Annotated in this window: 20 protein-coding genes; 12 read left to right on the top strand and 8 right to left on the bottom strand. The window is 54.0% G+C overall.

Going from position 1 to position 26,468, the window contains the following annotated elements; genetic code table 11:
- Nucleotides 1–35 precede the first annotated feature (35 nt).
- A complete protein-coding gene (locus OXH16_11705; GenBank protein ID MCY3682056.1) occupies nucleotides 36–3,542 on the bottom strand; it encodes a DNA polymerase III subunit alpha in 3,507 nt (1,168 codons plus the stop codon).
- A 358-nt stretch (nucleotides 3,543–3,900) separates the two neighbouring features.
- Here OXH16_11705 and aroA point away from each other — a divergent pair, with 358 nt between their 5' ends.
- The 3 genes from aroA to OXH16_11690 all read left to right on the top strand — a co-directional run bounded on the left by aroA (nucleotide 3,901) and on the right by OXH16_11690 (nucleotide 7,608).
- Nucleotides 3,901–5,157 carry a 3-phosphoshikimate 1-carboxyvinyltransferase gene (gene aroA / locus OXH16_11700; GenBank protein MCY3682055.1) on the top strand — a complete coding sequence of 419 codons (1,257 nt, stop codon included), beginning with the start codon at nucleotides 3,901–3,903 and terminating at the stop codon, nucleotides 5,155–5,157.
- 83 nt (nucleotides 5,158–5,240) lie between these two features.
- Nucleotides 5,241–6,215 (top strand): PD-(D/E)XK nuclease family protein, encoded by a 975-nt coding sequence (locus OXH16_11695; protein ID MCY3682054.1) that lies wholly within the window; start codon nucleotides 5,241–5,243, stop codon nucleotides 6,213–6,215.
- Between the two features lie 85 nt (nucleotides 6,216–6,300).
- Nucleotides 6,301–7,608, top strand: coding sequence for a hypothetical protein (locus OXH16_11690; protein ID MCY3682053.1), 1,308 nt, complete (start codon nucleotides 6,301–6,303; stop codon nucleotides 7,606–7,608).
- Nucleotides 7,609–7,766: 158 nt separating this feature from the next.
- On the opposite strand, the gene OXH16_11685 is transcribed toward OXH16_11690, so the two are convergent.
- The 4 genes from OXH16_11685 to OXH16_11670 are packed head-to-tail and all read right to left on the bottom strand — an operon-like array spanning nucleotide 7,767 to nucleotide 11,828.
- Nucleotides 7,767–8,753 (bottom strand): hypothetical protein, encoded by a 987-nt coding sequence (locus OXH16_11685; protein MCY3682052.1) that lies wholly within the window; start codon nucleotides 8,751–8,753, stop codon nucleotides 7,767–7,769.
- Between the two features lie 8 nt (nucleotides 8,754–8,761).
- A complete protein-coding gene (locus tag OXH16_11680; GenBank protein ID MCY3682051.1) occupies nucleotides 8,762–9,562 on the bottom strand; it encodes a M48 family metallopeptidase in 801 nt (266 codons plus the stop codon).
- Nucleotides 9,559–10,449, bottom strand: a complete 891-nt coding sequence (locus OXH16_11675; GenBank protein ID MCY3682050.1) for an LD-carboxypeptidase — start codon at nucleotides 10,447–10,449, stop codon at nucleotides 9,559–9,561. The genes OXH16_11680 and OXH16_11675 overlap by 4 nt, the downstream gene beginning before the upstream one ends.
- The gene (locus tag OXH16_11670; protein ID MCY3682049.1) at nucleotides 10,446–11,828 is read right to left on the bottom strand and encodes a Mur ligase family protein; all 1,383 of its coding nucleotides are present in this window, start codon (nucleotides 11,826–11,828) and stop codon (nucleotides 10,446–10,448) included. Before OXH16_11670 ends, OXH16_11675 begins: the two co-directional genes overlap by 4 nt.
- Nucleotides 11,829–12,020: 192 nt before the next feature.
- Between OXH16_11670 and OXH16_11665 the strand changes: the two genes are divergently transcribed.
- From OXH16_11665 to murD, 8 genes are read left to right on the top strand one after another with little or no spacing between them, the layout of a single operon-like run.
- Nucleotides 12,021–13,163, top strand: coding sequence for an aldose 1-epimerase family protein (locus OXH16_11665; GenBank protein ID MCY3682048.1), 1,143 nt, complete (start codon nucleotides 12,021–12,023; stop codon nucleotides 13,161–13,163).
- Nucleotides 13,164–13,178: 15 nt separating this feature from the next.
- Entirely contained in the window at nucleotides 13,179–13,517 is a 339-nt protein-coding gene (locus tag OXH16_11660; protein MCY3682047.1) for a YkgJ family cysteine cluster protein, read from the top strand.
- Between the two features lie 36 nt (nucleotides 13,518–13,553).
- Nucleotides 13,554–14,216 carry a DUF4159 domain-containing protein gene (locus OXH16_11655; protein MCY3682046.1) on the top strand — a complete coding sequence of 221 codons (663 nt, stop codon included), beginning with the start codon at nucleotides 13,554–13,556 and terminating at the stop codon, nucleotides 14,214–14,216.
- Between the two features lie 10 nt (nucleotides 14,217–14,226).
- Complete coding sequence (locus tag OXH16_11650) at nucleotides 14,227–17,511, top strand: hypothetical protein (protein MCY3682045.1); 3,285 nt, start codon at nucleotides 14,227–14,229, stop codon at nucleotides 17,509–17,511.
- Nucleotides 17,486–19,315: a tetratricopeptide repeat protein gene (locus OXH16_11645; GenBank protein MCY3682044.1), complete on the top strand. Its 1,830-nt coding sequence runs from the start codon at nucleotides 17,486–17,488 to the stop codon at nucleotides 19,313–19,315. The genes OXH16_11650 and OXH16_11645 overlap by 26 nt, the downstream gene beginning before the upstream one ends.
- Complete coding sequence (locus OXH16_11640; protein ID MCY3682043.1) at nucleotides 19,312–20,631, top strand: asparagine synthetase B; 1,320 nt, start codon at nucleotides 19,312–19,314, stop codon at nucleotides 20,629–20,631. The genes OXH16_11645 and OXH16_11640 overlap by 4 nt, the downstream gene beginning before the upstream one ends.
- Nucleotides 20,632–20,644: 13 nt before the next feature.
- Nucleotides 20,645–21,631, top strand: a complete 987-nt coding sequence (locus tag OXH16_11635; GenBank protein ID MCY3682042.1) for a MoxR family ATPase — start codon at nucleotides 20,645–20,647, stop codon at nucleotides 21,629–21,631.
- A 47-nt stretch (nucleotides 21,632–21,678) separates the two neighbouring features.
- Entirely contained in the window at nucleotides 21,679–23,031 is a 1,353-nt protein-coding gene (gene murD / locus OXH16_11630; GenBank protein ID MCY3682041.1) for a UDP-N-acetylmuramoyl-L-alanine--D-glutamate ligase, read from the top strand.
- A 9-nt stretch (nucleotides 23,032–23,040) separates the two neighbouring features.
- Here murD and OXH16_11625 read toward each other — a convergent pair whose 3' ends face one another.
- The 3 genes from OXH16_11625 to OXH16_11615 all read right to left on the bottom strand — a co-directional run bounded on the left by OXH16_11625 (nucleotide 23,041) and on the right by OXH16_11615 (nucleotide 25,455).
- The gene (locus OXH16_11625) at nucleotides 23,041–23,892 is read right to left on the bottom strand and encodes a sigma-70 family RNA polymerase sigma factor (GenBank protein MCY3682040.1); all 852 of its coding nucleotides are present in this window, start codon (nucleotides 23,890–23,892) and stop codon (nucleotides 23,041–23,043) included.
- Between the two features lie 107 nt (nucleotides 23,893–23,999).
- On the bottom strand, nucleotides 24,000–24,482 hold the full coding sequence (locus tag OXH16_11620) for an 8-oxo-dGTP diphosphatase (protein ID MCY3682039.1): 483 nt from the start codon (nucleotides 24,480–24,482) through the stop codon (nucleotides 24,000–24,002).
- Between the two features lie 4 nt (nucleotides 24,483–24,486).
- A complete protein-coding gene (locus OXH16_11615; GenBank protein ID MCY3682038.1) occupies nucleotides 24,487–25,455 on the bottom strand; it encodes a quinone oxidoreductase in 969 nt (322 codons plus the stop codon).
- Nucleotides 25,456–25,554: 99 nt separating this feature from the next.
- On the opposite strand from OXH16_11615, the gene OXH16_11610 reads away from it, so the two are divergent.
- Nucleotides 25,555–26,468 (top strand): hypothetical protein (locus tag OXH16_11610; GenBank protein MCY3682037.1); only part of this gene is annotated, 914 nt, incomplete at its 3' end.

Here is a 26,468-nt window from a genome sequence, read left to right as displayed (position 1 = left end):
GTGGCCTCTCGCCTTTATCTTTTTTTCGTATCCAATCACGCCGTTACAAGCCCCCTCTCAAAGACCTGATCATCGGGCTGGCGTCTCGCCGCACGTCGGGCGCGCCCCGCCTCGGTTGATACCCACGCATTGGCTCTGCCATCCGTGAGTTCGACAATTTCTCGCAACAGGATATCGGAAGGCAACACCTGAACCTGCCGGGACAGGACAACGGTGGAATGGTCGCGCTCCAATTCCAGATGCAATCGCAACTGGCAGTTACCCGGATGTCTCAGACACAGGGTATGCAAAGACTTAAGCGGCTCCATCTGAATTAAATCGCCCGGCAACAACACATTGACGGTATCGGCCAGTTGCTCGCGCGCTTGCTCGATAGGCATCACATTTTCAACCTGCACCGAAGACCGCCCATTGCGTGCGGAAAACCGACCTTGTAAAACCACCATTTCATCGACCAGCAATTGCTCGCGCAATTTTTCAAAATTATCGGAAAACACCACGAGATCAACCGTGCCGTTCAAATCTTCCAGCACACCAAAAGCCATGGGCCGACCATCGCGTGTCGTATGCGGTTTTACCTCGGTCAACACGCCTCCAATCTGGACCTCAGCACCATCGGGCAATCCCCCCAGATCATCTACCGATCTCATACCCATTTCCGCCAAATCGGTTCTGTAGCGTTCCAGCGGATGCCCCGAAAGATAAAAGCCCAGCATATCTTTTTCAAAAGCGAGGCGTTCGCGCTCAGTCCATTCCTCAACATCGGGCAACGATTGGTCGTTCACCACCTGCGTTTGCATTTCGACCATTTCAAACATGGAAATTTGCCCGCGCGCGCGATCCATCTGTACAGATTGCGCCATCTCCAGTGCGCGGTCTAAGGCTTCGAGCAACTGCGCGCGATGCCCCGGCACGCAATCATAAGCACCGGCTTTAATCAGACTTTCGATACACCGCCGGTTCACAGCCTGAGAATCCACGCGGTCGCAAAAATCAAATAGCGACTCAAAAGGGCCGTCTGCTTCACGCATTGCAACAATCGCTTGAACTGCGCTGCGCCCCACATTGCGAATGGCAGCCATACCCATTCGAATCTCATTTTTGGTCGCCACAAAATCGCCCTGCCCTTCATTTACATCTGGAGGCAATACATCCAGATCCATTCGCCGGCATTCTTCAATCAAAACGACCAGACGCTCGATATTGCCAATTTCACTGTTGAGGTTCGCCGCCATAAATTCAGCCGGATAATGCGCCTTGAGATACGCGCACTGGTAAGCCACCATCGAATAGCCCGCACTATGCGCCTTATTGAACCCATAGCCCGAGAAAACCTCAATATCTCGCCATATTTGTTGTGCAACCGTTTTCTCAACGTCATTGGTCATGGCACCTTCTAAAAATTCGAGCCGATACTTTTCCATTACATCGGCCAACTTCTTCCCCATGGCTTTGCGGATGCCATCGGCTTTGGCAAGTGTAAATCCGGCCAGGTCGCGGCACAGGCGCTGCACCTGTTCCTGGTAGGTAATAATGCCGTACGTCTCTTCCAGAGCCGGGCGCATCTTCTCATCGTCATACGTCACTTCTTCCCGCCCGTGCTTGCGGTCAACGTAATTGGGAATGTATTGCATTGGTCCCGGGCGATAAAGCGCGTTCATCGCAATAATATCGCCAATCGTATCCGGCTTCAGTTGTTGCAAATAGCCCCTCATCCCCGCGCTTTCAAACTGGAACACCCCGGTCGTATCCCCCCGGCCAAACAGGCGATAGGTCTCCTCATCGTCCAGAGGCAAGTTATCCACATCCACATCCACGCCGTAATTTTCCTTCACCATCTTCACGGCATCGTCAATCACCGTCAGATTGCGAAGCCCCAAAAAATCCATCTTCAAAAAGCCCAGGTCTTCCACGTGGTGCATATTGTACTGCGTCATCACCTCGCCGCCTTTGGGCGCTTTGTAAACGGGCATAAACTCGGTCACAGGCTCGGGCGTAATCACCACCGCAGCCGCGTGAATCGACGCATGGCGCGCCAGACCTTCGAGTTGCTTTCCAATACCGATCATCTTTTGCCCCGTGCCCCCATCTTCCGCAATCTGACGCAACTCGGGCACCTGATCGAGTGCTTTATCGAGCGTCACCTTCAATTCTCCGGGCACCAGTTTTGAAATTCTATCGACTTCGGCAAATGGCTGGTCCAACACCCGCCCCACATCGCGAATCACGCCCTTTGCACCCATGGTGCCAAACGTAATCACCTGACACACATTGTCGCGCCCATATTTTTCCACCACGTAATCGATGATCTGCTCGCGGTCGCGGTCAGCGATATCGAGATCGATATCGGGCGGCGAAATCCGCTCGGGATTCAAAAATCGCTCAAACACCAGCCCGTATTCGATGGGATCCACAGCCGTAATACCCAGAGCATAAGCCACCAGACTGCTCACCGCAGACCCACGCGCGCCTGCGCGGATATCTGAGGCATTGGAAAATTGCACCAGATCGTGCAAAATTAAAAAATAACCCGGATATCCCGTCTGATCAATCACACCCAACTCAAACTTCAGGCGCTCCTCATGCTCAGCGGTCACCTGCTTACAACGCGTTTCCATGCCCTTGCGCGCCAGATCTTTCAGATAATCACTGGCCGAATCATACCTCTCTGGCAAAGGGAAATCAGGCGCGTGAGACTCATCAAATGAAATCTCCAGATTGCATTTTTCGGCAATCTCGAGCGTGGGTTCCAGAACGTGTGGCATATCCTTAAACAGCTCGTACATCTCCTCTGCCGACTTAAAATACACGCCTTCGGGATAACACATGCGCTTGGGATCGTCCAATGTCTTACCCGTCTGAATAGCGACCAGAGCCGCATGCGCTTCGTGTTCCTCAGCGCGCGTAAAATGCGAATCATTGGTCGCCACCAGGGGCACGCCCATCTCCTCGTGCAGCTTGACCAATCCGGGATTGATCTTTTTTTCTTTGTCAATGCCGTGTCGCTGAATCTCCAGATAATAATCATCGCCGAAAATATCGAGATACGTCTCCACGGCCTTTTGCGCCGCCTTGTATCCCTCGCGTTCGATCAAATAGGGTATCTCACCTCCGATGCACGCAGACAGGCAAATCAGCCCTTCCGAATGCTGGCGCAACAAGTCTTTATCTATGCGCGGATTGTAATAAAAGCCCTCGAGATACCCGGCAGACACCAGCTTGATCAAATTTTTATAGCCCGTGTAATTTTTGACCAGCAAAACCAGATGGTTTGAATTGCCCTGAAGACCCGGCATAGATTTTCTGTCAAACCTGCTCCCCATCGCGCAATACACTTCGCACCCGATAATCGGATTGACATCCACATCTTTCATCGCGCGATAAAAATCAATGGCACCAAAAAGATTGCCGTGATCGGTCATCGCAACCGCAGGCATGCCCCATTCGGCAGCTACCTGGGCAATATCTTCTATTCTCGACGCACCATCGAGCAGGCTGTACATGGTGTGGCTGTGCAAATGGACAAAGTCAGAGGATTTCATCAACACGCTCCCGTAAATGGAGATGTTGGGGGAGGGCATCTCGGAAAAAGCAACCACAGATAGACACAGAAAAAACGCGAATAATTTGAGCGTTTTACACAGATGAATATAAATAAAAACGGATGCAATCAAAGCTCGACTTGACTGCAGGAGAGGGGTCCGCCAAAGTGGAATGGGAGAGAAACTTGTGATTTCTAATCTAAAACCGGTACCGGAAAAAATCAAGCGACAGAATGGCAGGGTGTAACGCCATTAAAACAGGACATCGAAAAAACGCCCACAGAAAAACTATTGTGCATTGTGCATTTTTAATTTTTCATTTATTTTTAGACCTATGAAAACTCTTGAAATTCAACCCATGACAGCCCCAGTTGATGCAAATGTCGCGATTCCGGGTTCTAAAAGCATCACCAACCGCGTTCTGCTGATTGCCGCACTTGCCGATGGCATCAGCCACCTCAACAACGCACTCATGAGCGATGATACGCAGTATATGGCAAATGCCCTGCGCGATCTGGGCATTCGCGTGGAAGAAAACGAAACAGAGGCTGCATTTCGCGTCTATGGCACAGGCGGGCGCATCCCCGCTGATCAGGCAGAACTTCACATTGGCAACTCGGGCACCTCGGCGCGCTTTCTCGCGGCATATCTCGGCCTGGGTGCTGGAACCTATACCATAGACGGCGTCGAACGGATGCGCGAGCGCCCCATCCAGGACCTCCTCGACGGCCTCACCCCCCTCGGTGTAACTGCGCGTTGTGAAGGCAAGGACGGGCTATGCCCCCCCGCGCTCATCGTCGCCTCTGGCCTCAAAGGCGGCCGCACCACCATGAACGGCAGCAAAAGCAGCCAGTATTTCACGGCTCTGCTCCAGGTGGCTTCCTACGCCCAAAGTGATGTCGAAATCCACGTCAAAGGCGACCTCGTATCCAAACCGTATATCGACCTCACCATTGCCGTCATGCGCGACTTCGGCATTGAAGTCACCAATAATAATTACCGCTTTTTCACAGTGCGCGCAGGCCAGCGCTATCATTCCCGCACCTACCTGATCGAACCCGATGCATCCAACGCCTCCTATTTTTTTGCCGCAGCCGCACTCACCCTCGGTCGCGTGCGCGTACCCAATTTAACAGCGCAATCCATTCAGGGCGACATCGGCTTTGTCGATATTCTGTCCAAAATGGGCTGTGATGTGCGCAAAGACTCTGAAGGCATTGAAGTGCGCGGAACAGGGCGTCTGTCGGGCCTCGACATCGACATGAACGCCACGCCCGACATCGTGCCAACCCTGTGCGCCCTGGCCCCGTTTGCCTCTGCTCCAATCAGCGTACACAACGTAGCCGTCCTCCGCATCCACGAAACCGACCGCATCGCCGCACTCAAAACCGAACTGAACAAGCTCGGCGTGCGCGTTGACACCCGCGCCGACGGCCTCACAGTCTATCCCGCAGACCACATCCAACCCGCGGTATTCGACACGTACGACGACCACCGCATGGCGATGAGCCTATCGCTGATCGGCCTAAAAATCCCCGGCATTGTCATAAACGACCCCGACTGCGTCAACAAAACATTTCCGACGTATTTTGATGTCTTAAATGCATTGTATTGAATCTGCATAATTAGCGGCAAAGGTACCTTCTGTCCGCCCCCTTTCATCCGTGTTTATCTGTGTTCATCTGTGGTTGCTTTTTCATGTCCAATTTCCAAAACGAATTTTCCTGGTCACCTTCGCGCCATCGCATGTTTGAATCGTGCAAACGGCAATACTACTTCAACTACTACGGCAGTTGGGGTGGCTGGGACAAAAACGCAGACGCGCAAACCCAATTGCTCTATCGCCTGAAAAAAATAACCACGGTGCCGCAACTCGTCGGTACCGTGGTTCACGACGCCATCAGCAACACGCTCAACGCACTGAAATTGGGACGCGATATTCTTCCCTTTGCCGTCGAGACCTACGCACAAAATTTATTCCGCCAACACCTGCAAGAATCCAAAGACCATCTCTGGCGCTATTCGGCCTCTCGATACACCAATTTGTTTGAACACTATTACAACGAACCCTTTACAGAAACCGACCAGGTCGATTCGACCAATCACATTTCGACCAGTCTCAACGCTTTTTTCGCCTCCAATGCCTACACCACCCTGCAAACTGCCCGCCCCGAAGACTATCTCTCCATTGAAGACCTCACAGATTTTATTCTCGCCAATACCAAAATCTGGGTCGTACTCGACGTGGCGATTCGCCGAGACAAATCGGTCTATATCTTCGACTGGAAAACCGGGCGCGAACGCCAGGCTGACCGCCATCAACTCGCGGTGTACGCCCTCTATGCCACCTCGCAGTGGGACGTCCCATTGCCCGACCTGCAACTCCAGGACATCTACCTGCAAACCAACACCGAGCGCACCCTATCCCTCTCTCTCGACGACCTCGACCAGACCCGTATGTTTGTCACCGAGAGCATCCAGAAAATGCGCGCCCTCCTCGACGACCCCGAGCAAAACACCGCTTCGCAAGACACCTTCCCAATGACGACAAATACCCACCTGTGTACCACCTGCCCCTTCAAAGCCGTGTGCTATCCCCATGACACACCTGCCAGACAACCCACCCCACAACCCGACACAGAACAAGACCCCGTTCAGCTCTCACTTTTTTAATTTTTTGTTGACGAAAGAGTCCAAAATGGAACGACAAGATAACAACCGTTCACCTATCCACATCGGCACAGACCGCCAGCTGTTCGTGGACAATTTCTGGATTGCTGAAGCGCAGGGGGTCACGCAGCATTTGCATGAACCCGTGCGTCGTGAGGTTGTAATTTCCCCTGAACATACATGGGAACGGGGCGGTGTTTCCTATATGGTCACGTTCCGCGACGGCGACCGGTTCCGCGCGTGGTATCGCTGCGACCAGGAGATGCCGATTCGCGGTACGCGTCACCCGCTTATCGCCTACGCTGAAAGCACCGACGGCATTCACTGGGAGAAGCCGCGACTCGGACTGATTGCGTTTCAAAATTCGAAGAAAAATAACCTCGTCTGGGCGGGACCGGGTAATAACATGTCGCCGTTTCTCGACGGCAACCCCGACGCATTGGACGAAGAACGGTACAAAGCCATTGTACGCACTGGCGATGTACTCGCGTTGGGCTCGCCCGACGGTCTCCGCTGGCGATTGATGCAGGATGCGCCAATCCTGACCGATCAACCCTTTGATTCACACAATATTGCCTTTTGGGACGCGGAGCGGGAGGAATATGTCGCGTACACGCGCGGCGTAGCAGGTAAAGGCAACTTCATAAACGGGGTGCGCTGGATTCGCCGCACGACCTCCAAAGACTTTCGCCATTGGACACCGCTTGAACTCATCGACACCGGCGAGACGCCCTTCGAGCATCTTTATACCAATGCCTGCGTACCTTATGAACGGGCGCCGGGCGTGTATCTGATGTTTCCGTCACGCTTCGTGCCAGAACGCGAGCCAATTCCGGGCTGGAAATACGGTTCAGGCGTGAATGACATCGTGTTTATGTCCAGCCGCGATGGATGCCACTTTGACCGCTTCATGGAGGCTTTTGTTCGTCCCGGGCTCGATGAGGGCAACTGGCATGAGCGCGGGATGTACATGGAGCGGGGCATTCTGCAAACATCGCCCGATGAACTCTCGCTGTACGGTATGGAAAATTGGCGGCTGCCAACTGTCCATATTCGCCGATTCTCGCTCCGAACCGACGGGTTCGTGTCGGTCCGGGCAGGCTACGCTGGCGGCGAATTCGTCACCCGTCCGTTAATTTTCACAGGCGACAGTCTGAGATTGAACTTTTCGACATCAGCGGTGGGATTTGTGCGCGTTGAGATCCAGGATACGGAAGGGCATCCGCAGCCGGGCTTCGCACTGGACGAGTGCCCTGAGATATTCGGTGATACCATCGACGGTACAGTCCGTTGGGAGAGTAAGGGAGATATGCGTCTGCTGGCAGGTCAGACGGTGCGGTTGCGCTTCACCCTCAAGGACGCGGATCTATTTGCGTTTCGGTTCCAGAGGAGCTAAAAACTGCGCGGATCCACCCTCTTAACTGGAGGGAGTAATATGCACAACAATGACAATAATGGTTTTTTAGGCGGCTTTGTGAGAGGCTTCTGCATCGTATTTTTTGGCGGGTTGATTATACTCGTCATACTCATTGTTATTGTGCTGGCTCTTTAAGCCTATTTTAGTTCCACCGCCACCTCTGGCGCGTTTGCCGGACCGGTAATTTTTACTCGTATGGGAATGGCTCTGCCCAGGCGAAACCCGGCGAATTGAATGGGCATCTCCACATCCAGCACATAATCCAACTGATCCTGAGCACTCTTACCATTTAATACACAAGCTATATCTGAAGCAGTGAACTTTGTCCCATCCAGAATCACCTCATCGCCTTGCACTTGAAAAACCACCGTCACATCTTTGAGCGGGACCTCATCGGCATTTATCAAACCCCATTGTGCCATCGGGCGCAACAACCGCTGCAAAAAATTCCACTTCACAATGCGTCCCTCGTCCATACTTGCGGTACCGCGCACGTCTGCACCTGAAACCTGAATCATTATATCCACCGCGCCGTAAAGCGGAATATCCCAACCAATCGATCGCGCCACCTGTTCTGCCTGAGCATTTGCAAGCGACACAGACCCATCCCACGCGCCATTATCCCAAGCCAGATCACCCGTGAGCGTGCCCTCGCACACCAGTCCTTCCATCTGTGAAATATGTAAACGTCCATTTTGAGGATACAAATCCATCTCCATGTGACGAAATACAAACTCGCGCCCCTGCCCCTCAGGCGAAATAACCGCATCTTCCATCGCCAACTCACCCCACCACTTATCCCCCAACAACCACGCGCTCAGCGACACATCCACCTGCGCCCGCTCCGCAACCAACAAAGGATCAGAGCCATCCCCCTTTTCCACCCTTAAACCCGAAATCACCACTCCATCAAACAGCCCCCAATCTATATGATCAAACACCACCTCTCGCCCCAAAGCCGAGGACAAACGCGGTTGCACAATCTCCTTCAACCGCTGCGGTGTCACATACCAGTACGCACTGGCGACCACAACGATCAGAACCACCGCAAAAATCGGGAAAAACCACTTGAGAAAACGAATCATAGGAAGTAGGAAGTGTGAAGTAGGAAGTGTGAAGTTCACAAAGGCTACTAACGGTCTTTACCTCCGCCGACGCGGGCGCGGATTTGTTTGAACCGCGCGGATGTCTTTCTAAGGCCAGCAGTGTTTGGGAGTTTGGCAATTTCAGACCGCACAAAATCGACGCGCGACTGCGTTGGGGGATGTGTCGCAAACCACTTCTCAACCCCTTTGGGCTCGCTTTTTTGCAACTTCAACAACGTCTCAAAAAAACGCGCTATGCCCTCGGGATCGACACCTGCCTTCACCAGGCAATGCACTGCGAACCTATCGGATTCGCGCTCTGCTGCTCGCCCGTATTTCAACAAGTACACACCCCCGCCAAATCCCGCCAATTGACCGGCGATTTCTCGCCCCAGCGATGTGTCCTCACCCCCGGATATCAACTCGACCACAACAGCAAGACCATAATGACGCGAAATGTTCTTAGCCCCGTGATGCATCTCCACATGTCCGATCTCGTGTCCGATCACCCCTACCAACTCCGACTCGGTCTCAGCCGCTTTAATCAACCCGAGATTCACATATATAAATCCTCCTGGCAGAGCAAAGGCATTCACCTCGGGCGCATCGACCACCTTAAAATAATATCGAAACTGAGACAATCTCGACGCCCGCACCAGAGCCTGCCCCAGACTATCTATATAGGTACGCACCACAGGATCCCTGTATAGTCGCACGGACCGCTCCACCTCTCGCGAGGCTTGCCTGCCAAGCTCCACCTCTTGCTCGGACGTCAACAAATTTAGCTTATTTATCACCGCGCACGACATCGTCAAGGCAATGATCAATATCAGGGATATTTTTTTCATAGATCAAATTCCAACACATCCCGTACAATCCTGACGCCCAGACCAATCGGCAGCACCCGCCGCGCTTTGCCGTGACCATAAGGCAAACCACAAAAAACCGGGCAGGACATCCGTGCGACAAAATTATCGATCACATCTTCGACCCGGCCCTCTATCTCGCGCTCGGGTTCGCAATCCACAAACTCGCCAAACACCACACCTGCGACGCGGTCAAACACCCCGGCCATCGCCAACTGATTCAGCATCCGATCCACACGATACGGCGGCTCATTCACATCCTCCAGCACCAGCACAGCACCGTCCAGGTCTGGAAAAAACCGCGTACCCACCAGCGACGCCACCAGCGACAAACACCCCCCAATCAGCGGACCATTCACCTCGCCACCGCGCAAAGGCGTTAAACCAACGCCCTCAAACCGATGCGAACACACCGCCGCCCACAGTGCCTGCTCCGTCTCCTCGTCAACACCCTCTGCCGTCACATCCGAACACAGCAAAAACCCGGAAAACGTCACCAATCCCGTTCGCGCAAAAATCGCCAACTGCAATGCCGTCGTATCGCTCAGCCCCACCAGCACCTTTGGATTTTGGGCAATAGACGCCCAATCCAAAAACGCCAAAATGCGCGCAGCCCCATACCCGCCGCGCGCGACAAAAACACCCTTCACATCCCCATCGGCAAACATCGCATTCACATCATCTGCACGCGCCTGATCCGCTCCCGCCAAATACCGATCCTGAGCGTAAAGCGACGCCCCCTCGCGCACATCAAACCCCTTCGCGCGCAAAAACGCCAGCCCGGGGGCCAACCGCGCGCGCGCAAAAGACCCGGACGGCGCAATCACTCCCACCGTATCGCCCGGTTGCAATTCAGGAGGCAAATTCATCGCACACTGCTCTCAATCTGTGACAATATATCTCTTGCAAAAACCGTCAGCGAATCGTCCCGCGCACCCATCACCACAACCCGGTCACCCTCCCGCACCTCCTCTGCCAAACGCACAACAATATCCTCGCGTCTTTCAATATACTCAGCCCGTCGGCCCGCACGCGCAATCTGCGCAATCAAATCCCCCGACGAAATATCCTTTTGCGCTGTCCCGCCAGCATAAAAAATCTCCGACATAATCACCAGATCATCCACATCCATCCCATTGACAAATGCCGAAATCAGCCCATCCATCAAAAACCGCGTGGGCCCAAATCCGTGAGGCTGAAACACCGACAGCACGCGCCCCGGCTGTGCCTTCAACGTTGCCAAACTCGCGGCAATTTTATCTGGATTATGTGCAAAATCATCAATCACCGTCACCCCTCGCGCCTTGCCCACCACCTCCAACCGCCTGCCAATCCCCCGAAAATCACCCAGGGCTTCTGCCCCATCCCGCACGCTTATCCCAAGCACCCCACACGCGGCAATAGCCGCCACAGCATTGGCAACATTGTGTTGCCCGGGCACGCGCAACCAACAAGAATGCCCATTGACAACACACCGCACGCCATCGGGCAACAACGCGACATCGGTAGCATACACATCTGCCCCCTCGCAATCCACCCCAAAAGTCACCCGTCGCTTTACGCCCTGCGTCAACACCATCGACCGCTCACACAGACGATTCACCACCACCGCATCTCTTGCCCGCGCGCAAAACGCCCCAAAAAGCGACTCCAACTCCGCCATCGGCTTGTGATCCAGCGAAATATTCGTCAACACCGACACAGACGGCTCATAAAGCGCAATTGTACCATCGCTCTCATCTGCCTCAATCACCACCAACTCGGCATCGCCACACAGGGCATTGCCCAATCGCGGAGGCTGCACCACATCGCGCATCATTCCCCCATTGATCACCGTGGGATCGCGCCCGGCCCTGCTCAAAATATGGCCAATCATCCCCGTCACCGTCGATTTTCCACTCGTCCCCCCCACGGCAATTCCCGTCCCCCGATGAAACAATTCCGCCAAAACCTCAGCCCGCTTGCGAATAGCAATACCGCGATCCAGCCCCGCCTGTACATCTAAAATCGTCGGCTCAACTGCACTCGACACCACCAGCACATCCACATCCGCATCCACACCCGATCCATCCTGCGGGAACAAAACCACCCCAAGTGCCTGCAACCGCGCGTACAAATCCGCATTCTGCCCCTGATCATAACTGCGATCCGACCCGCGCACCACATGACCCTGATGCAACAACACCTGTGCAATGGCACTCATGCCACTGCCACCAATACCGCAAAAGAAAAAAGTTTGTCTATTCATTTTACAATCGCCAATATCTGAAAGCTACGTAACATCCATTAGAAAATTATACGTTCTTATATGTATTTTGACAACCATCCCGGCAACATCATGCAGCGTTGCCCCTACGTTGCGCTTTTCACCTCGCGCATTTTCCCGTATATTCTGACGAAGAAAAAAGGAAATCTGCTCTTACAACCTGAAGGAAATTCCATGGAAGGCACTTATCGCTTTGTTCTCACCGATGTCGAAAGCGCACTCTGGACAGAATCCTGGACCATCGATGAATCCACCCTGCCACTTGGCACAGAACACACATGGCGCGTACAAAAAACCGCCCTCAAAGGCGGCACACAAGACGGGGTTGACCTCATAGAACTCGACAACGGAGCACTCTCTGTATTCATCGTCCCCACGCGCGGCATGGGAATATGGAAAGGCTCGTATCGCGGCATATTCCTCGGCTGGGAATCGCCCGTGCGCGACCTCGTCAACCCGGCCTTTATCGAACTCAACGACCGGGGCGGCCTGGGATGGCTCAAAGGCTTTAACGAATGGATCGTGCGCTGTGGTCTCGACAGCAATGGCGCCCCCGGCAACGACATCGTAATCGACAACAACGGCAACGAAGCCGAAGTCTTTGTCCCCCTGCACGGCAAAATCGCCAACATACCCGCGCGCTATGTCGAAGTACAAATCGACCTGGCACCACCCCATCGCATCACCGTATTGGGCATCGTCGATGAAACCATGATGTTTGGTCCCGCGTTGCGCCTCACCACAGCCATATCGACCGAACTCGGCAGCAACAACTTCACCATAGCCGATCAAGTCACCAACCTCAACGACAAACCCGCTGAAATGCAACTGCTCTACCACTGCAACTACGGCGCACCCCTCCTCGAAGAAGGCGCATCTATCGTAACACCGCACAAAACCGTCTCTCCACGCGACCCACGCGCAGAGGAAGGCTTCAACACCTTTGACCAATGCCTCGGCCCCACCCCGGGTTATATCGAACAAGTTTATTTTTACGAACTCGCTGGCAACAGCGAAGACAACACATCTGTCCTGCTCAAAAACGCCGAAGGCAACATAGGGTCTTCGCTCCACTACGCACTTAAACAAATGCCGTACTTCACCCTCTGGAAAAACACCGCAGCAACCCCAGATGGATACGTCGTAGGCCTCGAACCCGCCACCAACTATCCCAACGCCAAAAGCTTTGAACGCGACGCCGGGCGCGTCATCACACTCAACGGGGGCGAAACCCGGCACTGCGACCTCACCATTGCCGTTCACGACACCAAAAGCGGCGTACAGGCCGCTGAGCGCGAAATTGAACAAATGAAGTAAGCCCAGGACCCTCTCATGCCCAGAACCCTTGGCAAAATGTGCGAACAAGCCATAGGCAAAGTGCGGCGCTTTTTGCTGCTGCGATTTCGCAAAGCCTACGTCGCGCAACAAGAAAAAAACCGACAGGGCGAATGCAACCAGTGTGGCAACTGCTGCGAACTCCTGTTCAAATGCCCCTTCCTCATCAAAAATGACACTGGGGACACCCTGTGCAGCATCTACGAAAACCGTCCAAAACAATGCGCGGCATTTCCAATTGACGCGCGGTGTTTATCAGAAGTTGACTTCGACTGCACTTATACTTTTGGCACAGAGCCTTCCATCCTGCAAATAGACAAAGCGAGAGACCACTGACGGAACCGAAAACCGCCTTCTCGCGTCATAAAAACCATGCGCTATTTCATCCTCTTACTCCTGATAATCTCTGCGCCCAGCCTGGCGCAATTGCAAGACCCGCCCGCCGCATTCACCATCGCGCGTCTCAAATACGACGGCGGCGGCGACTGGTACAATGGCCCAACGGAAATCCCTAACCTGCTCGCATTTATCAGACAACACACACCCATCCGCACCGCAGAGCAAGAAGCCCAGGTCGCGCTCACCGACGAACACCTCTTTGCCTATCCCGTGCTATTTCTCACAGGCCACGGCAATATCCGATTCTCCGAAGAAGAACTGCGGCGCTTGCGCCTCTATCTCGAACGCGGCGGATTTCTCTTTGCCAACGACGACTACGGCCTGGATGAATCTTTTCGCCGGGAAATCAAACGCGCATTCCCCGACAAAAAACTCGTCCAATTACCCCCGTCTTTTGACCTCTTCAAAACGCCGTTTCAATTTCCAAACGGCTTGCCAAAAATCCACGAACACGACGGCGACCCGCCTCAGGCTCTGGGTCTATTTCACGAAGACCGCCTGGTCGTCTTTTACAACACGAGCAGCGACATCGCCGATGGATGGGATGACCCCGACGTACACAACGACCCGCCCAAAAAGAGACAAGAAGCCCTCAAAATGGGCACCAACGTCATTGTCTGGGCACTAACGCACTGACCACTGTTCCATGACCTCACACTCCGCACATCAAAAACTCACCCACCGCCTCACGAGATTGCGCACACTTCTCGCGGCGAATCGGGCGTTGACGGGCGTAGGACTCTCGCTGGTATTTATCCTCAGCGCGGGAATTGCCCTCGTCATCCTCGAATCGATATTCTACCTGCGCCCAATCCTCAAAATTATCTTAGAGAGTTTGTGCGCCCTGTGCCTCTTATACTTGCTCGCCCGCTTCTGCGTCATCCCATTTATCCGCCCGCCCAGTCTCGACCAGATCGCACTGCGCGTGGAACAACACTTTGGAGGCCTCCAGCAACACCTGATCACCGCACGCCAATTGTGGCGACAAAGAGACCGTGAAGAACACGCCCCCGCACTCGTCGATGCCGCAATCATCCAGGCAGAACGCGCCACACAGCATCTTCCGTATGAAACACTCATCAATCGCAAGCCACCTATCCGCGCTGCCACGGCAGTTGTCGTACTCGCCCTCATCGCGCTCTTGCTCCACGCGGGATGGCCCACGGCCTTATCCGGCGCAGCCCAACGCCTCGCAAATCCCCAAACCCCATACACCCGCCCCCCAGACACATACATAATTTTAAAACCGGGCAATATCGAAATCATCGGTGGGGAACCCCTTACACTCACCGCAAAATTTGCGGGCATTGTTCCGCGCACTGCGCGCCTGTATATGCGCGAAAAAGGCGTACAAACGTGGGCATCTTTTGTCTTGCCAGTCAAACAAACGGGCGCATCTCACCACTTTCCCAATGTCACGCGATCTTTTGATTACCGCCTGTCTGCCCACGACGCGCAAACCCCTACCTACACCGCAACCGTACACCCGCGCCCCATTGTCACCCGCATCTCGCACCGAGACCGATTTCCGCCGCACACAGCCATGCCCGACCGCATCGATCAACAGGGCGGCGACATAATTGTACCAATCGGCACAGAAGTCTCATTGACCATTGAAGCCAACAAACCCCTCGAATCGGCCTCGCTTGTATTTGACGACGCAACCGAATTACCCGCCGAAGTATCTTCATCGCTTGCACAGACGACCCTGACAGTGAAAAAAGACGGACACTATCGCGTACACTTGCGCGATCCCCAGATGATCGCCAACAAAGATCCCGTAACATATCGCATTGTCGCGCTGCCCGATCAACCGCCCGACGTGCGCCTGTTGCATCCGGGACAAGATATCGACCTCACAGAATCAATGCGCGTCTCCCTCGTTGCCGAAGCCTTTGACGACTACGGCATCTCGCGCCTGCAACTCAGATATCAAAAAGACGACGACACAGACCACATCCTTCCAATTATCACAACGCCCGGGCGCGAAATTGAGACGTCTTATCACTGGGACATGTCCAACCTCGACTTGCTTCCCGGCGATCAAACCACCTACAGAATCCGCGCTTACGACAACAATCCCAACCCCTCATTTGGGGAAACAGCCACCTTTACAATTCGCATGCCCAGCCTGTTTGAAATCCATCGAGAAGCGGACCAAACACAGCGCGAAAGCATCGACGAGATCGAAGCCGTACAACAACGCGGGCGCGAACTCGATGCGCGCCTCAAAGAACTCGCCCGCGACATGCTCTCCAAAGACAAACTCGATTGGCAGGAAAAACGCGAACTCGAAAAAGTTCGCCAAACACAGGAACAACTCGCCGAACAAATTGAATCCACAGCCGAACAACTCGAACGCGCCCTCGACCGCCTGCAAGAAAGCGGATTGCTCGAAGACGACACCTTGCAAAAACTCGAAGAACTACAAACATTGCTCTCGCAAATCCGCACGCCAGAACTCGATGATGTCATGAAAAAACTGGACGAAGCCATCAAAAATGCCGATGCAAACATGGTGCGCGAAGCCCTTGAACAATTTCAGATGGCGCGCGAAAAATTCCGCGAAAGCATTGACCGCACCCTCGCCCTTTTGCGGCGCGTGCAACAACAACAAACGCTCGACGCCCTCAACCAAAAACTCGAAGAACTCGCCCACGCCCAGGACCAGATCACACAAAATATCGAACGCGAGTCCGCCGAAGACCTCATCCGCCGCCAAACGCGCATCGCCCGAGACACCGAACAACTGCACACAGAGCTTCAACAGGCATCGCAACAAATGGACAGCCCCACTGACGGCGAACTCGACCAAATCGCCAACACAATACAAAACAAACAACTCACCCCCCGCATGGATCAAGTGCGCCAGGACCTCTCCCTGGGACAACGACAAAGCGCGGGACAAAATAGTGATTCTCTCGCCAGGGACTTGCAAAACCTGAGCCAGAACCTGGCACAGAGCCGCCAGGGATTTATCCAGCGACAAAAAGATGAGATCACCAGAGAACTCAACCGCGTACTGCACGACTTGCTCACCTTATCCCGGGCGCAGGAACGCACGGCACAGCGCGCCAATGAGGCTGGAAATCGCGACGATACCGCTCCCCTCGCCCTGGACCAGGCGCGTGTGATAACCGGAGCATCGCGCATGGCGCAACGCCTGATGGACGCCTCGCAAAAAACCTTCTTCATGCCTCCCAGCGCACAGGCAGCCCTCGGTCAGGCCTTAAACAAAATGGATAGCGCTGCCGAACAACTCAACGCGGGCAATGCCACTCAGGCTGCCCAACTCGCCCGCGAAGCCATGGGAGAAATCAATCGCGGAGCCATGATGGTACAAAACGCACTGGGGCAACTCGCCGCGTCAGAATCGGGCACGGGCTTTGAAGAAATGATGGCAAAAATGGCCCAACTCGCCCAACAACAGGGATCACTCAACGCCCAGACCGAAAATCTATTTGGGCAGCAAGGCAGCCAACCCTCCTGGCAAAAACTCGCGGCCCAACAGCGCGCCATCCGGGACGCGCTCAATGCCCTGCGCGGCGAATTGGCGCGACAACAGCGCGAAATGCTCGGCGACCTGGGCAAAATTGCCAGCGACATGCAGGAAACCGCACGCGAAATGCTCCAACGCCGGGCCGCCCCACAAACCCTTATGCGACAGCGACAGATCCTCTCTCGCCTGCTCGACGCCCAACAGGCAATGAGATCGCGCGGAAAAAGTAAAAAACGACAGGCGCGCACAGGCATAAATCTGACCTATCGCGGACCGGGATCGCTCCCCTCAGATCTGGGAGAAGCCGACAATCCCCTGCGCCATCTGATGCGCGACGCCCTCAAAGAAGGATATTCACCCGAATACCAGGCCCTCATCCGGCGGTATTTTGAAAACTTGATTGAAGATGCGAAAAAGACAACGGACAAATAGAATTTGGTTTTTTCGAGGTAGTTGCTATATCGCACTCCTCCTCTTATGCGCGGGGATTGCCACTGCATCTATCGAGCAGATCAACGCCGCGATTCAGCGCGCAATAGCCCTCGAAGCCAAAAAAGACTTCACAAGCGCAATCCACATCTACCGTGGCCTTTACATCCAGCATCCCCATCGCGCCGACCTTCTCATGCGCCTCGAAGCCGCACTTTCGCGGGCAGGCAGGCATGCCGAAGTCGCCGTGCTGTTTCGCCAACGCCTCTCATCTGTTCCAAACGATAATAACGCGCGCCTTCGCCTGGGCATCGCCCTCTTTGAACTGGGGCAAATAGACTCCGCAGCTGCATCCTGGGAACCTCTGCTCCAGAAGGCGACCACCACACATCCCTTTGCCGTCATTGCCGACCGCTATCGCAAACGCAACCTCGACAAACGCGCCGAACAGACCTATCGCCGCGCGAGAATCGCATGCCAGGACACAACGCTATTTGCCCGCGAACTCGCCGAACTCGCCGAACGTCGTACCCATTATCCCGATGCCGTGCGCGAATATCTGATCTGGATTCGGCAAAACCCGCAGTACCGCGCACACGTTGAAGCGCGCCTGCGCGATTTTGCCCAAAACGGCGACCAGCACGCCGAGATCTTTGACTTGCTCTCATCGCCCAGTGATCAAACCCATCTCAGCCTGCTCATCGAATACGCCCTGCCCGCTGGATTTGTCGCGCAAACACTCGGCCTTTTGCTCTCTCCCAACGCGCCCACAGATAATAACTGGAATTATCTCTACCGCATTGCGCACTACGCCCTCGACAATGAAAATCCCACAACCGCTATTGCCGCTTATCGGGCAATATGTGACCGCGCAGACCGTTCCGACCATCTGGCGCGCGCGCAATTGGGTCTGGGCAAAGCATATCAGCTTGCAAACCGCCCCGCCGAGGCACAAACCCACTACAGCGACCTCATCGCCCGTCACCCCAATCGCGCAGAAGCCGACGAAGCCCGTTATCTCGTGGGCATCATCTTGCGCGATCACCACAATGACGCCGCAGGTGCCCAACAGGCATTTCAAAACCTGATCCAGACCCATCGGCGCAGCACCTGGCGATACAAGGCGCTATTTGCCCTCGCCGAAGGCCATCTACAGGCAAACAGCATAGACAAAACCCGGCTCATCTACCACCAGATCATCGCCGAAAGAGCGACCGCCTCCGAAGCGATCGAAGCGCGTTTTCGCCTCGCCGAATTGCATTTTCTATCGGGACAGATCGACCGGGCACAAACCCTGCTCAACGCCGTGCTCAAAACAGATGTCAACCGCGACATCATCAACGACGCCATTGCCCTATCCGCGCTATTGCAAGAAGGCCAGCGCACAGACGCACCCCTGCTCAGCGCATATGCCAGCGCCTGCCTCAAACTCCGCCAAAAAGACCAGAACGGGGCATTGGACGCATTTGAAATCCTCTATCGCGCCCATCCGCAATCCTTTCTCGCGGATCGCTTGCTCGACCTTCAGGCAAAAATTTACACCGACCAAAAACGCTACCCACAAGCCATACAGACCTATCGCAAACTCATCGCCACGCAACCCGAAAGCCCACTTTCCCCCGCCGCATATATCGCACAGGGCGCGATCTACGACAAATACCTCGGACAATATTACGACGCGCAAAAAATCTATGAAACCCTGCTTGTCAACTATCCCCTAAGCCTCGAAGCCGACATAGCCCGCGAGCGACTGCGAAACCTCCGGCAAAAAATTCAAACCCTCGAAAAAACAAAGGAAGCGGGATGATATTGAAACGGCAAAATGCAAAATTCACACTCTTCACACTTCTCGTCTTACTCTTCATCCTAACAACACCATTCATCTCCCCAGCGGCGATTGGTGGCGGAAGTGCGAACGTCGGCAAAATACTCATCTCCATGGATGTATCGCAGACCGATCACCTCAAAGCCTACGGCATTGCGTATTGGGCAGTGCAGCAGGGCCATCCCGTCGAATGGTTGCTCAACTACCGCGGTGGATCCTTCCTCATCGACCACCACGAAACCATCGCGCGCGAAGCCCGAATACGCGCCGTCTCCTTCCAGGCCATCTCAGCCGCGCAAGCCACGCGCATCTACGCCGATATTGAATCCGGCAACATGAACCGCATGCGCCTTGAAAAAGCACCTCGCATCGCGGTCTATACCCCTCCGAACAAACAGCCCTGGGACGACGCCGTCACACTGGCGCTCACGTACGCGGAAATCCCCTACACCACCTTGTGGGACGAAGAAGTCCTCAGCGGCAAACTCGAAAACTTCGATTGGCTGCACCTGCATCACGAAGACTTCACGGGACAATACGGCAAATTTTATCTCAGCCACGGCCACACCCTCTGGTACCGCCAACAACAGGCCGGATTCAAAGCCCTCGCTGGCAAATTGGGATTCGCCAAAGTAGCCCATCTCAAAGGCGCGGTTGCACAGGCCATTTACAACTACGTCGCACAGGGCGGATTTCTCTTTGCCATGTGCTCTGCCACCGATACCTTTGACATCGCCCTTGCCGCGCGCGGAATCGACATCGTCGATAGCGTTTACGACGGCGACCCCGCAGATCCAATGGCGCGTCAAAAACTCGATTTCTCGCGCACAGTAGCCTTTGAAAACTTCAACCTCGTTATGGACCCCCTCGAATACGAACACGCCGACATCGACCTGTCGCCCATTGAAATGAGCCAGGTCAAAAATGCCGATATCGACGCCTTTTCACTATTTGAGTTCTCGGCAAAATACGATCCCGTACCCACCATGCTCACGCAAAACCACACGCCCGTCGTCCCCGGCTTTTTGGGCCAAACCACGGCCTTTCGCAAAAACCGCATCAAAAAATCCGTCACCATCATGGGCGACATACCCGGCACCGACCACGTCAAATACATCCACGGCAACATCGGGAAAGGCACATTCACATTTTATGCGGGACACGACCCGGAGGACTATCAGCACTTTGTCAACGACCCGCCCACACAACTCGCACTGCACAAAAATTCGCCGGGCTATCGCCTCATACTCAACAATATTCTCTTCCCGGCGGCGAAAAAAGAAAAACGAAAAACATAAGAAAGGAAACAAAATGCCCGAAGCATCACCTCAGGAAGACCTCCAGGCCGTTGAACAATTAAAAACCGCGTATGACCAGATCGTCGCTGAAATTGGCAAAGTCATTATAGGCCAGCGGGAAATCGTCGATCAGCTACTCATCGCCCTCCTCTGCGGGGGCCATTGTTTGCTCGTAGGCGTGCCCGGCCTGGCCAAAACACTCCTCATCAGCACCCTCGCGCGCGCCCTCGACCTGTCTTTCAGCCGCATCCAATTTACCCCAGACCTCATGCCTTCGGACATCACGGGCACAGAACTCCTCGAAGAAGACCAGACCACCGGGCACAAAGCATTCCGCTTTGTCAAGGGTCCCTTATTTGCCAACATCATCCTGGCTGACGAAATCAACCGCACCCCGCCCAAAACTCAGGCCGCCTTATTGCAGGCCATGCAAGAACACGAAGTCACCGCCGGGGGGGGAACCTTTCGCCTCGAAGAACCCTTCTTTGTCTTAGCCACCCAAAATCCCATCGAACAAGAAGGCACCTATCCCCTGCCCGAAGCCCAACTCGACCGCTTCATCTTCAACCTGTGGATCGATTATCCCACCAAGGAAGAAGAACGCGCCATTGTCAAAGCCACCACAGGTGCCCAAACCCACGACGTGCAACCCGTAATCAACGCCGAACAAATTCGCGACCTCCAGCAACTCATCCGCAAAGTTCCAGTAGCCGATCACATCGTAGATCACGCGGTAGATCTCGTCCGCAAAACCCGTCCTCAAAATGCTGACACATCCATCGGCCACATGCTCAGATGGGGTGCCGGACCGCGCGCATCCCAATGCCTCATCCTCGGCGCCAAAGCGCGCGCCGTACTCAGCGGACGCTACGCACCGTCTATCGACGACGTCTCTTTTGTCGCCAAACCCGTCTTGCGCCATCGCCTCGTCACGAATTTCAACGCCGAAGCCGAAGGCATCACCCCGGTCGATCTCATCGATCAATTGTTAAAAGAATAGTAGATGCGGGTTTAAAACCCGCACCTATCGACACCTGGAGATTACCCGTGAACTTAAAAGGCCAGCGCGTCACAGTAATGGGATTGGGATTATTTGGCGGAGGCGTGGGAGCGGTGCGTTTTCTGGTACGCGAAGGCGCGGTGGTGACAGTGACGGACCTGCGCCCGGAAAAAGACCTGCGCGCTTCAGTACGCGCCCTGAATGGATTACCCATCGCCTTTAAACTGGGAGGGCACGAAGAAACGGATTTTCGAAAAGCAGATTTAATTGTCGCCAATCCCGCGGTACCCCGATCATCGCGATACTTGAAAATCGCAGAATCTGCGGGCGTACCCATCACCTCGGAAATCTGCCTATTTGTCGAACGCTGTCCCGCACCCATAATCGGCATAACGGGCAGCAGTGGCAAAACCACGACAACATCGCTCATAGGAGCAATGCTCAACCAAAAAGATAAACGCACGCAAATCGGTGGCAATATTGGGGGATCGTTACTCGATGAATTGGACCTGCTACACGCCGATGTACCCATCGTACTGGAATTATCGAGCTTCCAACTCGATCGCCTGGGCGATTTATCGTGGAGTCCCCACATCGCTGTCACAACCAACTTCGCGCCAAATCACATCGACGTTCACGGATCTCTAAAAGCGTATCGAAAAGCCAAGCAACAAATCGTCGTGCACCAGACAAAAAGCGACTGGACAATTGTCAACGGAGAAGATACCGAAGTGTCTCGTTGGACGGGCGCCGGGCAGCGGGTGGTATTCGCCGTTGAAGGCGAAGGAGATGTATTTGTCCGCAAGGGAAAAATTCAACATACAATCAGTGGCGAGACGCGAACCGTCTGTCCTGCAGACACCATATCCTTGCGCGGTCGGCACAACCTCGCCAACGCACTGGCAGCCACGGGAGCAGCTATTATAAGCGGCGTATCTGAAGAAAATATCGCCGACGTATTGCAGACATTTCAGGGCGTGCCACACAGATTGGAGCAAGTCGCAGAAATCAACGGCGTACTCTATGTGAACGACTCAATAGCCACGAGTCCCGACCGCACGCGAACAGCACTCATGGCGTATGACAAACCGATCGTGCTGATCGCTGGCGGCTACGATAAGGGCATTGCATTTGACGATTTGGAAGTGGCGATAGCGGAAAAGGTCGCACATCTGATTGTGATGGGCGAAACCGGGGACGCGATTGCGGCAACTGCAAAAGGGAAAACCAGTATTCACCGCGTAGAAAATTTGGAAGAAGCGATGGGCTGTGCGACGGATCTCGCACAAGCTGGCGATGTGGTACTGCTATCGCCAGCATCGGCGAGTTACGATCAGTTTCGCAATTTTGAAGAGCGCGGTGAGCGGTTTCGAGAATGCGTGGAGAAATTGAGAGATTAGCGTTTCAGTTCACGCATCTTCTGCATAGGGCATCAATTTTCGCCCTCGCGTGGGGTGGCGCAATTTTCGGAGTGCTTTTTCTTTAATTTGCCGAATCCGTTCGCGCGTCAGGCGAAATTGCTTGCCAATTTCTTCAAGCGTCATCTCCGCGCCGCCGCCCAATCCAAAATAGAGCCGGATCACTTTTTGCTCGCGCTCATCAAGGGTGCTCAAAGCACTTGAGATTTCAGCTTTGAGCGTATTTCTCAATGCCATTGCGTCGGGCGCCTCTTGTGAGTCGTCGGGCATCATTTCAAGCAGGCTATTTTCTCCATCGCCAAGAGACGTATCGAGAGACAACGCCCGCTGCCCGCTGGTGAGAATATCCGTAACCTGCTCCACCGGAATATCCAATTCCTCGGCAATTTCTTCTTCTGCAGTGCGCGTCGAAATCTCTTGCTGTTGGCTACTTCTACAGCGAGATATGCGTCTGAGCAATTCCACGCGATTGAGCGGAAGGCGCACGACTCTGGCGTGTTCCGCCAGGGTTTGTAAAATAGATTGGCGAATCCACCAAACAGCATAAGAGATAAACTTAAACCCCCTCGTCTCGTCAAAGCGCTCTGCCGCTGTGATCAAACCGACGTTTCCCGCGCTGATGAGATCCACGAGCGGAACGCCCTGATTTTGATATTCGTAGGCAACTGTAATCACAAAGCGCAGATTGGCTTCAATGAGTTTTGCCCGCGCTTCCTCATCGCCTTTGTGAATGCGAACAGCGAGCGCAACTTCCTCTTGGGAAGACAGAGGTTGAGACGAAGCCACATCTTCGAGATAGTGATGCAATGCATCTTTGGAAACACTTTTAGTCGATGTAGTCAAAATAATCACCTCGTTAAAGAGAAAGTGAAGAGTTGGTTAAGTTTCGTTTATCAAACGCTCTGATATATAGCCATTCTACCACAAGAGTCAAGTAAAAAACACACAGCTTACCACATCTCAATCTCGCTGGTCGCAACGGTTTTGCAGTCGGGCGAAAATGTAAATGTCGCTCTGACGCGCTTATGCGCCAACACATAGGGATACCAATAGGTAGCATCATCCCACATCGTATCGAAGGGCAGATGATTGACTTCAAACCACACCGGGCGTATTTCCCCTGTTTCCGTCGGCTCACCTTTCCACCTGCGCCCAATAAAAATACGGGTCGTGAGATTCCATTTGGGACGGGCGGGAAAATAAAACGTCACGTGCCCGGCATCCACAAGGTCCTGGGGCGACATCACAACACCTGTTTCTTCACGCATTTCGCGCACAGCGGCTGCACGCACCGTTTCCCCGGGTTCAATTTTCCCGCCAATACCCGTGTATTTCCCCACCCCAAATCCGCGTTTTTTGTAGCCGAGCAAAATACGGGTTATGGGGTTACCCTTCACGAGCAGTACCAGCGTGGTGTGATTCTCGATACACATGCGACTATGGGACCAACAGCACTTTCCCCGTAGTCTGCCGACCTTCGAGGCGATTATGTGCTTCGGCCGCATTCTCAAGAGGATGTTCTTCGCCAATACGCACATCCAGACTCCCGTCTTGAATCCAGCCCATAACCTCGCGGGTGCGCTGGAGATATTCTTCTCGGGTCTGCGTGTAGCTATTGAGCGTCGGGCGCGTGAGATAAATAGACCCTTTTTGCGACAGAAGCAGGGGATCAATCGGCGGAACCGGCCCGCTGGCATTGCCAAAAAAGACCATATAACCGCGCGGTTTGAGGCAATTGATACTTTTCTCCCAGGTGGCTTTGGCAACGGAATCGTAAACCACTTCGACGCCCTGACTATCTGTGAGGCGCAGAACTTCGGCTTCAAAATCCCGTTCGGTATAAAGAATAATATCATCGGCACCTGCGTCCCGTCCCAGAGCCGCTTTTTCTTCTGTAGATGTGGTACCAATAACCCGCGCCCCGCGCATTTTTGCCATCTGTACGAGCAAAAGGCCAACACCCCCTGCCGCTGCGTGGATAAGGCAGGTGTCGCCTTCTCGAACCGGATAGGTACTATTGACCAGATAATGCGCGGTCAGCCCTTGCAACATCACCGCAGCTGCGGTTTTGGTGGCGACATCTGAGGGAATTTTGACCACCTCGGCTACGTCTGCGACAACCTGCTCCGCATAAGAACCCTCCACACTTTTCCAGGCCACGCGGTCGCCCTCAGTCAAATCCGAAACCCCTGCACCCACCGCATTCACAATACCGGCACCTTCCAGGCCCAGCGTCAACGGCAAATTCAGAGGATAAAGGCCCGTGCGGTGATAGGTGTCGATAAAATTGACACCCGCGGCTTCTATGGTAATTCGCACCTGTCCCTCGCCTGGATCTGCTACATCAATATCTTCAAAACTCAAAACTTCTGCACCACCGTATTGCGATATGCGAATAGCTTTCACCTGAATCTCCTTTTGATGAGAATAAGAATCCTTTGACAAAAACGGCGTTTTCAAAGTATATAGATATTACCCTGATTAGGCAATAGGAGGATAGAGTATATGTCATCACATCTAGATATGGAAACACAGTACCGTGCCGTTCGAGAAAACGCGGGCATATTCAACCGCAGTAAGCGGGGCAAAGTGCGTGCAGAAGGCGCAGATTGTCTGAGATTTTTGCACGGCATGGTGACCAATACCGTTGAATCCCTCGCCGAAAATGAAGGCAATTATGCCGCAGTCACATCGGCGAGAGGACAAACGCTATTAGATATTTGGGTCCATCGCCTACAAGATTGTATCTATATGGAAACAGAACCGGGACTTGCGACAAAGTTAATTGAAACTCTGGACCGCTATCTGATCGCCGATGATGTCGCGCTATCGGACGAATCCGACGCCTGGTCCATTTTTGGGGTACAGGGCCCCGCGGCCTATGAGTTGGTCGGTCGGGTTGTTGGGCGCGTACCTGCTGACCTCCCCGAACACCACACGGTTGTACGCGAATTTGACGGCACCCCAATTTGGGTCACAGCGCGGTCATACACGGGCGAACCGGGCATAGATCTCCGCATTGCCCAAAACGACTCATTGCAGCAGGCACTCGTTACAGCGGGAGGAACGCCAATCGAATGGCAAGTAGAAGAAATATTGCGGGTCGAAGCCGGTATTCCCCGTTATGGCACTGAAATCGATGAGTCAGTCGTGCCCCTCGAAGCTGGTTTAAATCACGCAGTCGATTTTGACAAGGGCTGCTACATTGGGCAAGAAGTAATCGCCAAAATGCACTTTCGAGGACGCCCCCGCCGCTATCTAACGGGCCTAATCGGCAATACGCCTGTTTGTGGCAATATCACAGTCAACGATAAAATCGTCGGACGAGTAACCACATGCGTAAAATCGCTCCGCCTCAATCGCGTGATCGCCCTTGCCATCATCCGCCGGGGCTATCACGAGGCAGGACAACGCGTAAT

Source organism: Gemmatimonadota bacterium, from assembly GCA_026705765.1.
Classification (GTDB): domain Bacteria; phylum Latescibacterota; class UBA2968; order UBA2968; family UBA2968; genus VXRD01.
The sequence above is the reverse complement of the archived record's forward strand: the minus strand, read 5'-3'. Positions and strand labels throughout refer to the sequence as shown.

Coding starts and splice junctions, on each gene's coding strand:
- OXH16_11705 (MCY3682056.1), bottom strand. CDS start 3,542: ATGAAATCCTCTGACTTTGTCCATTTGCACAGCCACACCATGTACAGC.
- aroA (MCY3682055.1), top strand. CDS start 3,901: ATGACAGCCCCAGTTGATGCAAATGTCGCGATTCCGGGTTCTAAAAGC.
- OXH16_11695 (MCY3682054.1), top strand. CDS start 5,241: ATGTCCAATTTCCAAAACGAATTTTCCTGGTCACCTTCGCGCCATCGC.
- OXH16_11680 (MCY3682051.1), bottom strand. CDS start 9,562: ATGAAAAAAATATCCCTGATATTGATCATTGCCTTGACGATGTCGTGC.
- OXH16_11675 (MCY3682050.1), bottom strand. CDS start 10,449: ATGAATTTGCCTCCTGAATTGCAACCGGGCGATACGGTGGGAGTGATT.
- OXH16_11670 (MCY3682049.1), bottom strand. CDS start 11,828: ATGAATAGACAAACTTTTTTCTTTTGCGGTATTGGTGGCAGTGGCATG.
- OXH16_11665 (MCY3682048.1), top strand. CDS start 12,021: ATGGAAGGCACTTATCGCTTTGTTCTCACCGATGTCGAAAGCGCACTC.
- OXH16_11660 (MCY3682047.1), top strand. CDS start 13,179: ATGCCCAGAACCCTTGGCAAAATGTGCGAACAAGCCATAGGCAAAGTG.
- OXH16_11655 (MCY3682046.1), top strand. CDS start 13,554: ATGCGCTATTTCATCCTCTTACTCCTGATAATCTCTGCGCCCAGCCTG.
- OXH16_11650 (MCY3682045.1), top strand. CDS start 14,227: ATGACCTCACACTCCGCACATCAAAAACTCACCCACCGCCTCACGAGA.
- OXH16_11645 (MCY3682044.1), top strand. CDS start 17,486: ATGCGAAAAAGACAACGGACAAATAGAATTTGGTTTTTTCGAGGTAGT.
- OXH16_11640 (MCY3682043.1), top strand. CDS start 19,312: ATGATATTGAAACGGCAAAATGCAAAATTCACACTCTTCACACTTCTC.
- OXH16_11635 (MCY3682042.1), top strand. CDS start 20,645: ATGCCCGAAGCATCACCTCAGGAAGACCTCCAGGCCGTTGAACAATTA.
- OXH16_11620 (MCY3682039.1), bottom strand. CDS start 24,482: ATGTGTATCGAGAATCACACCACGCTGGTACTGCTCGTGAAGGGTAAC.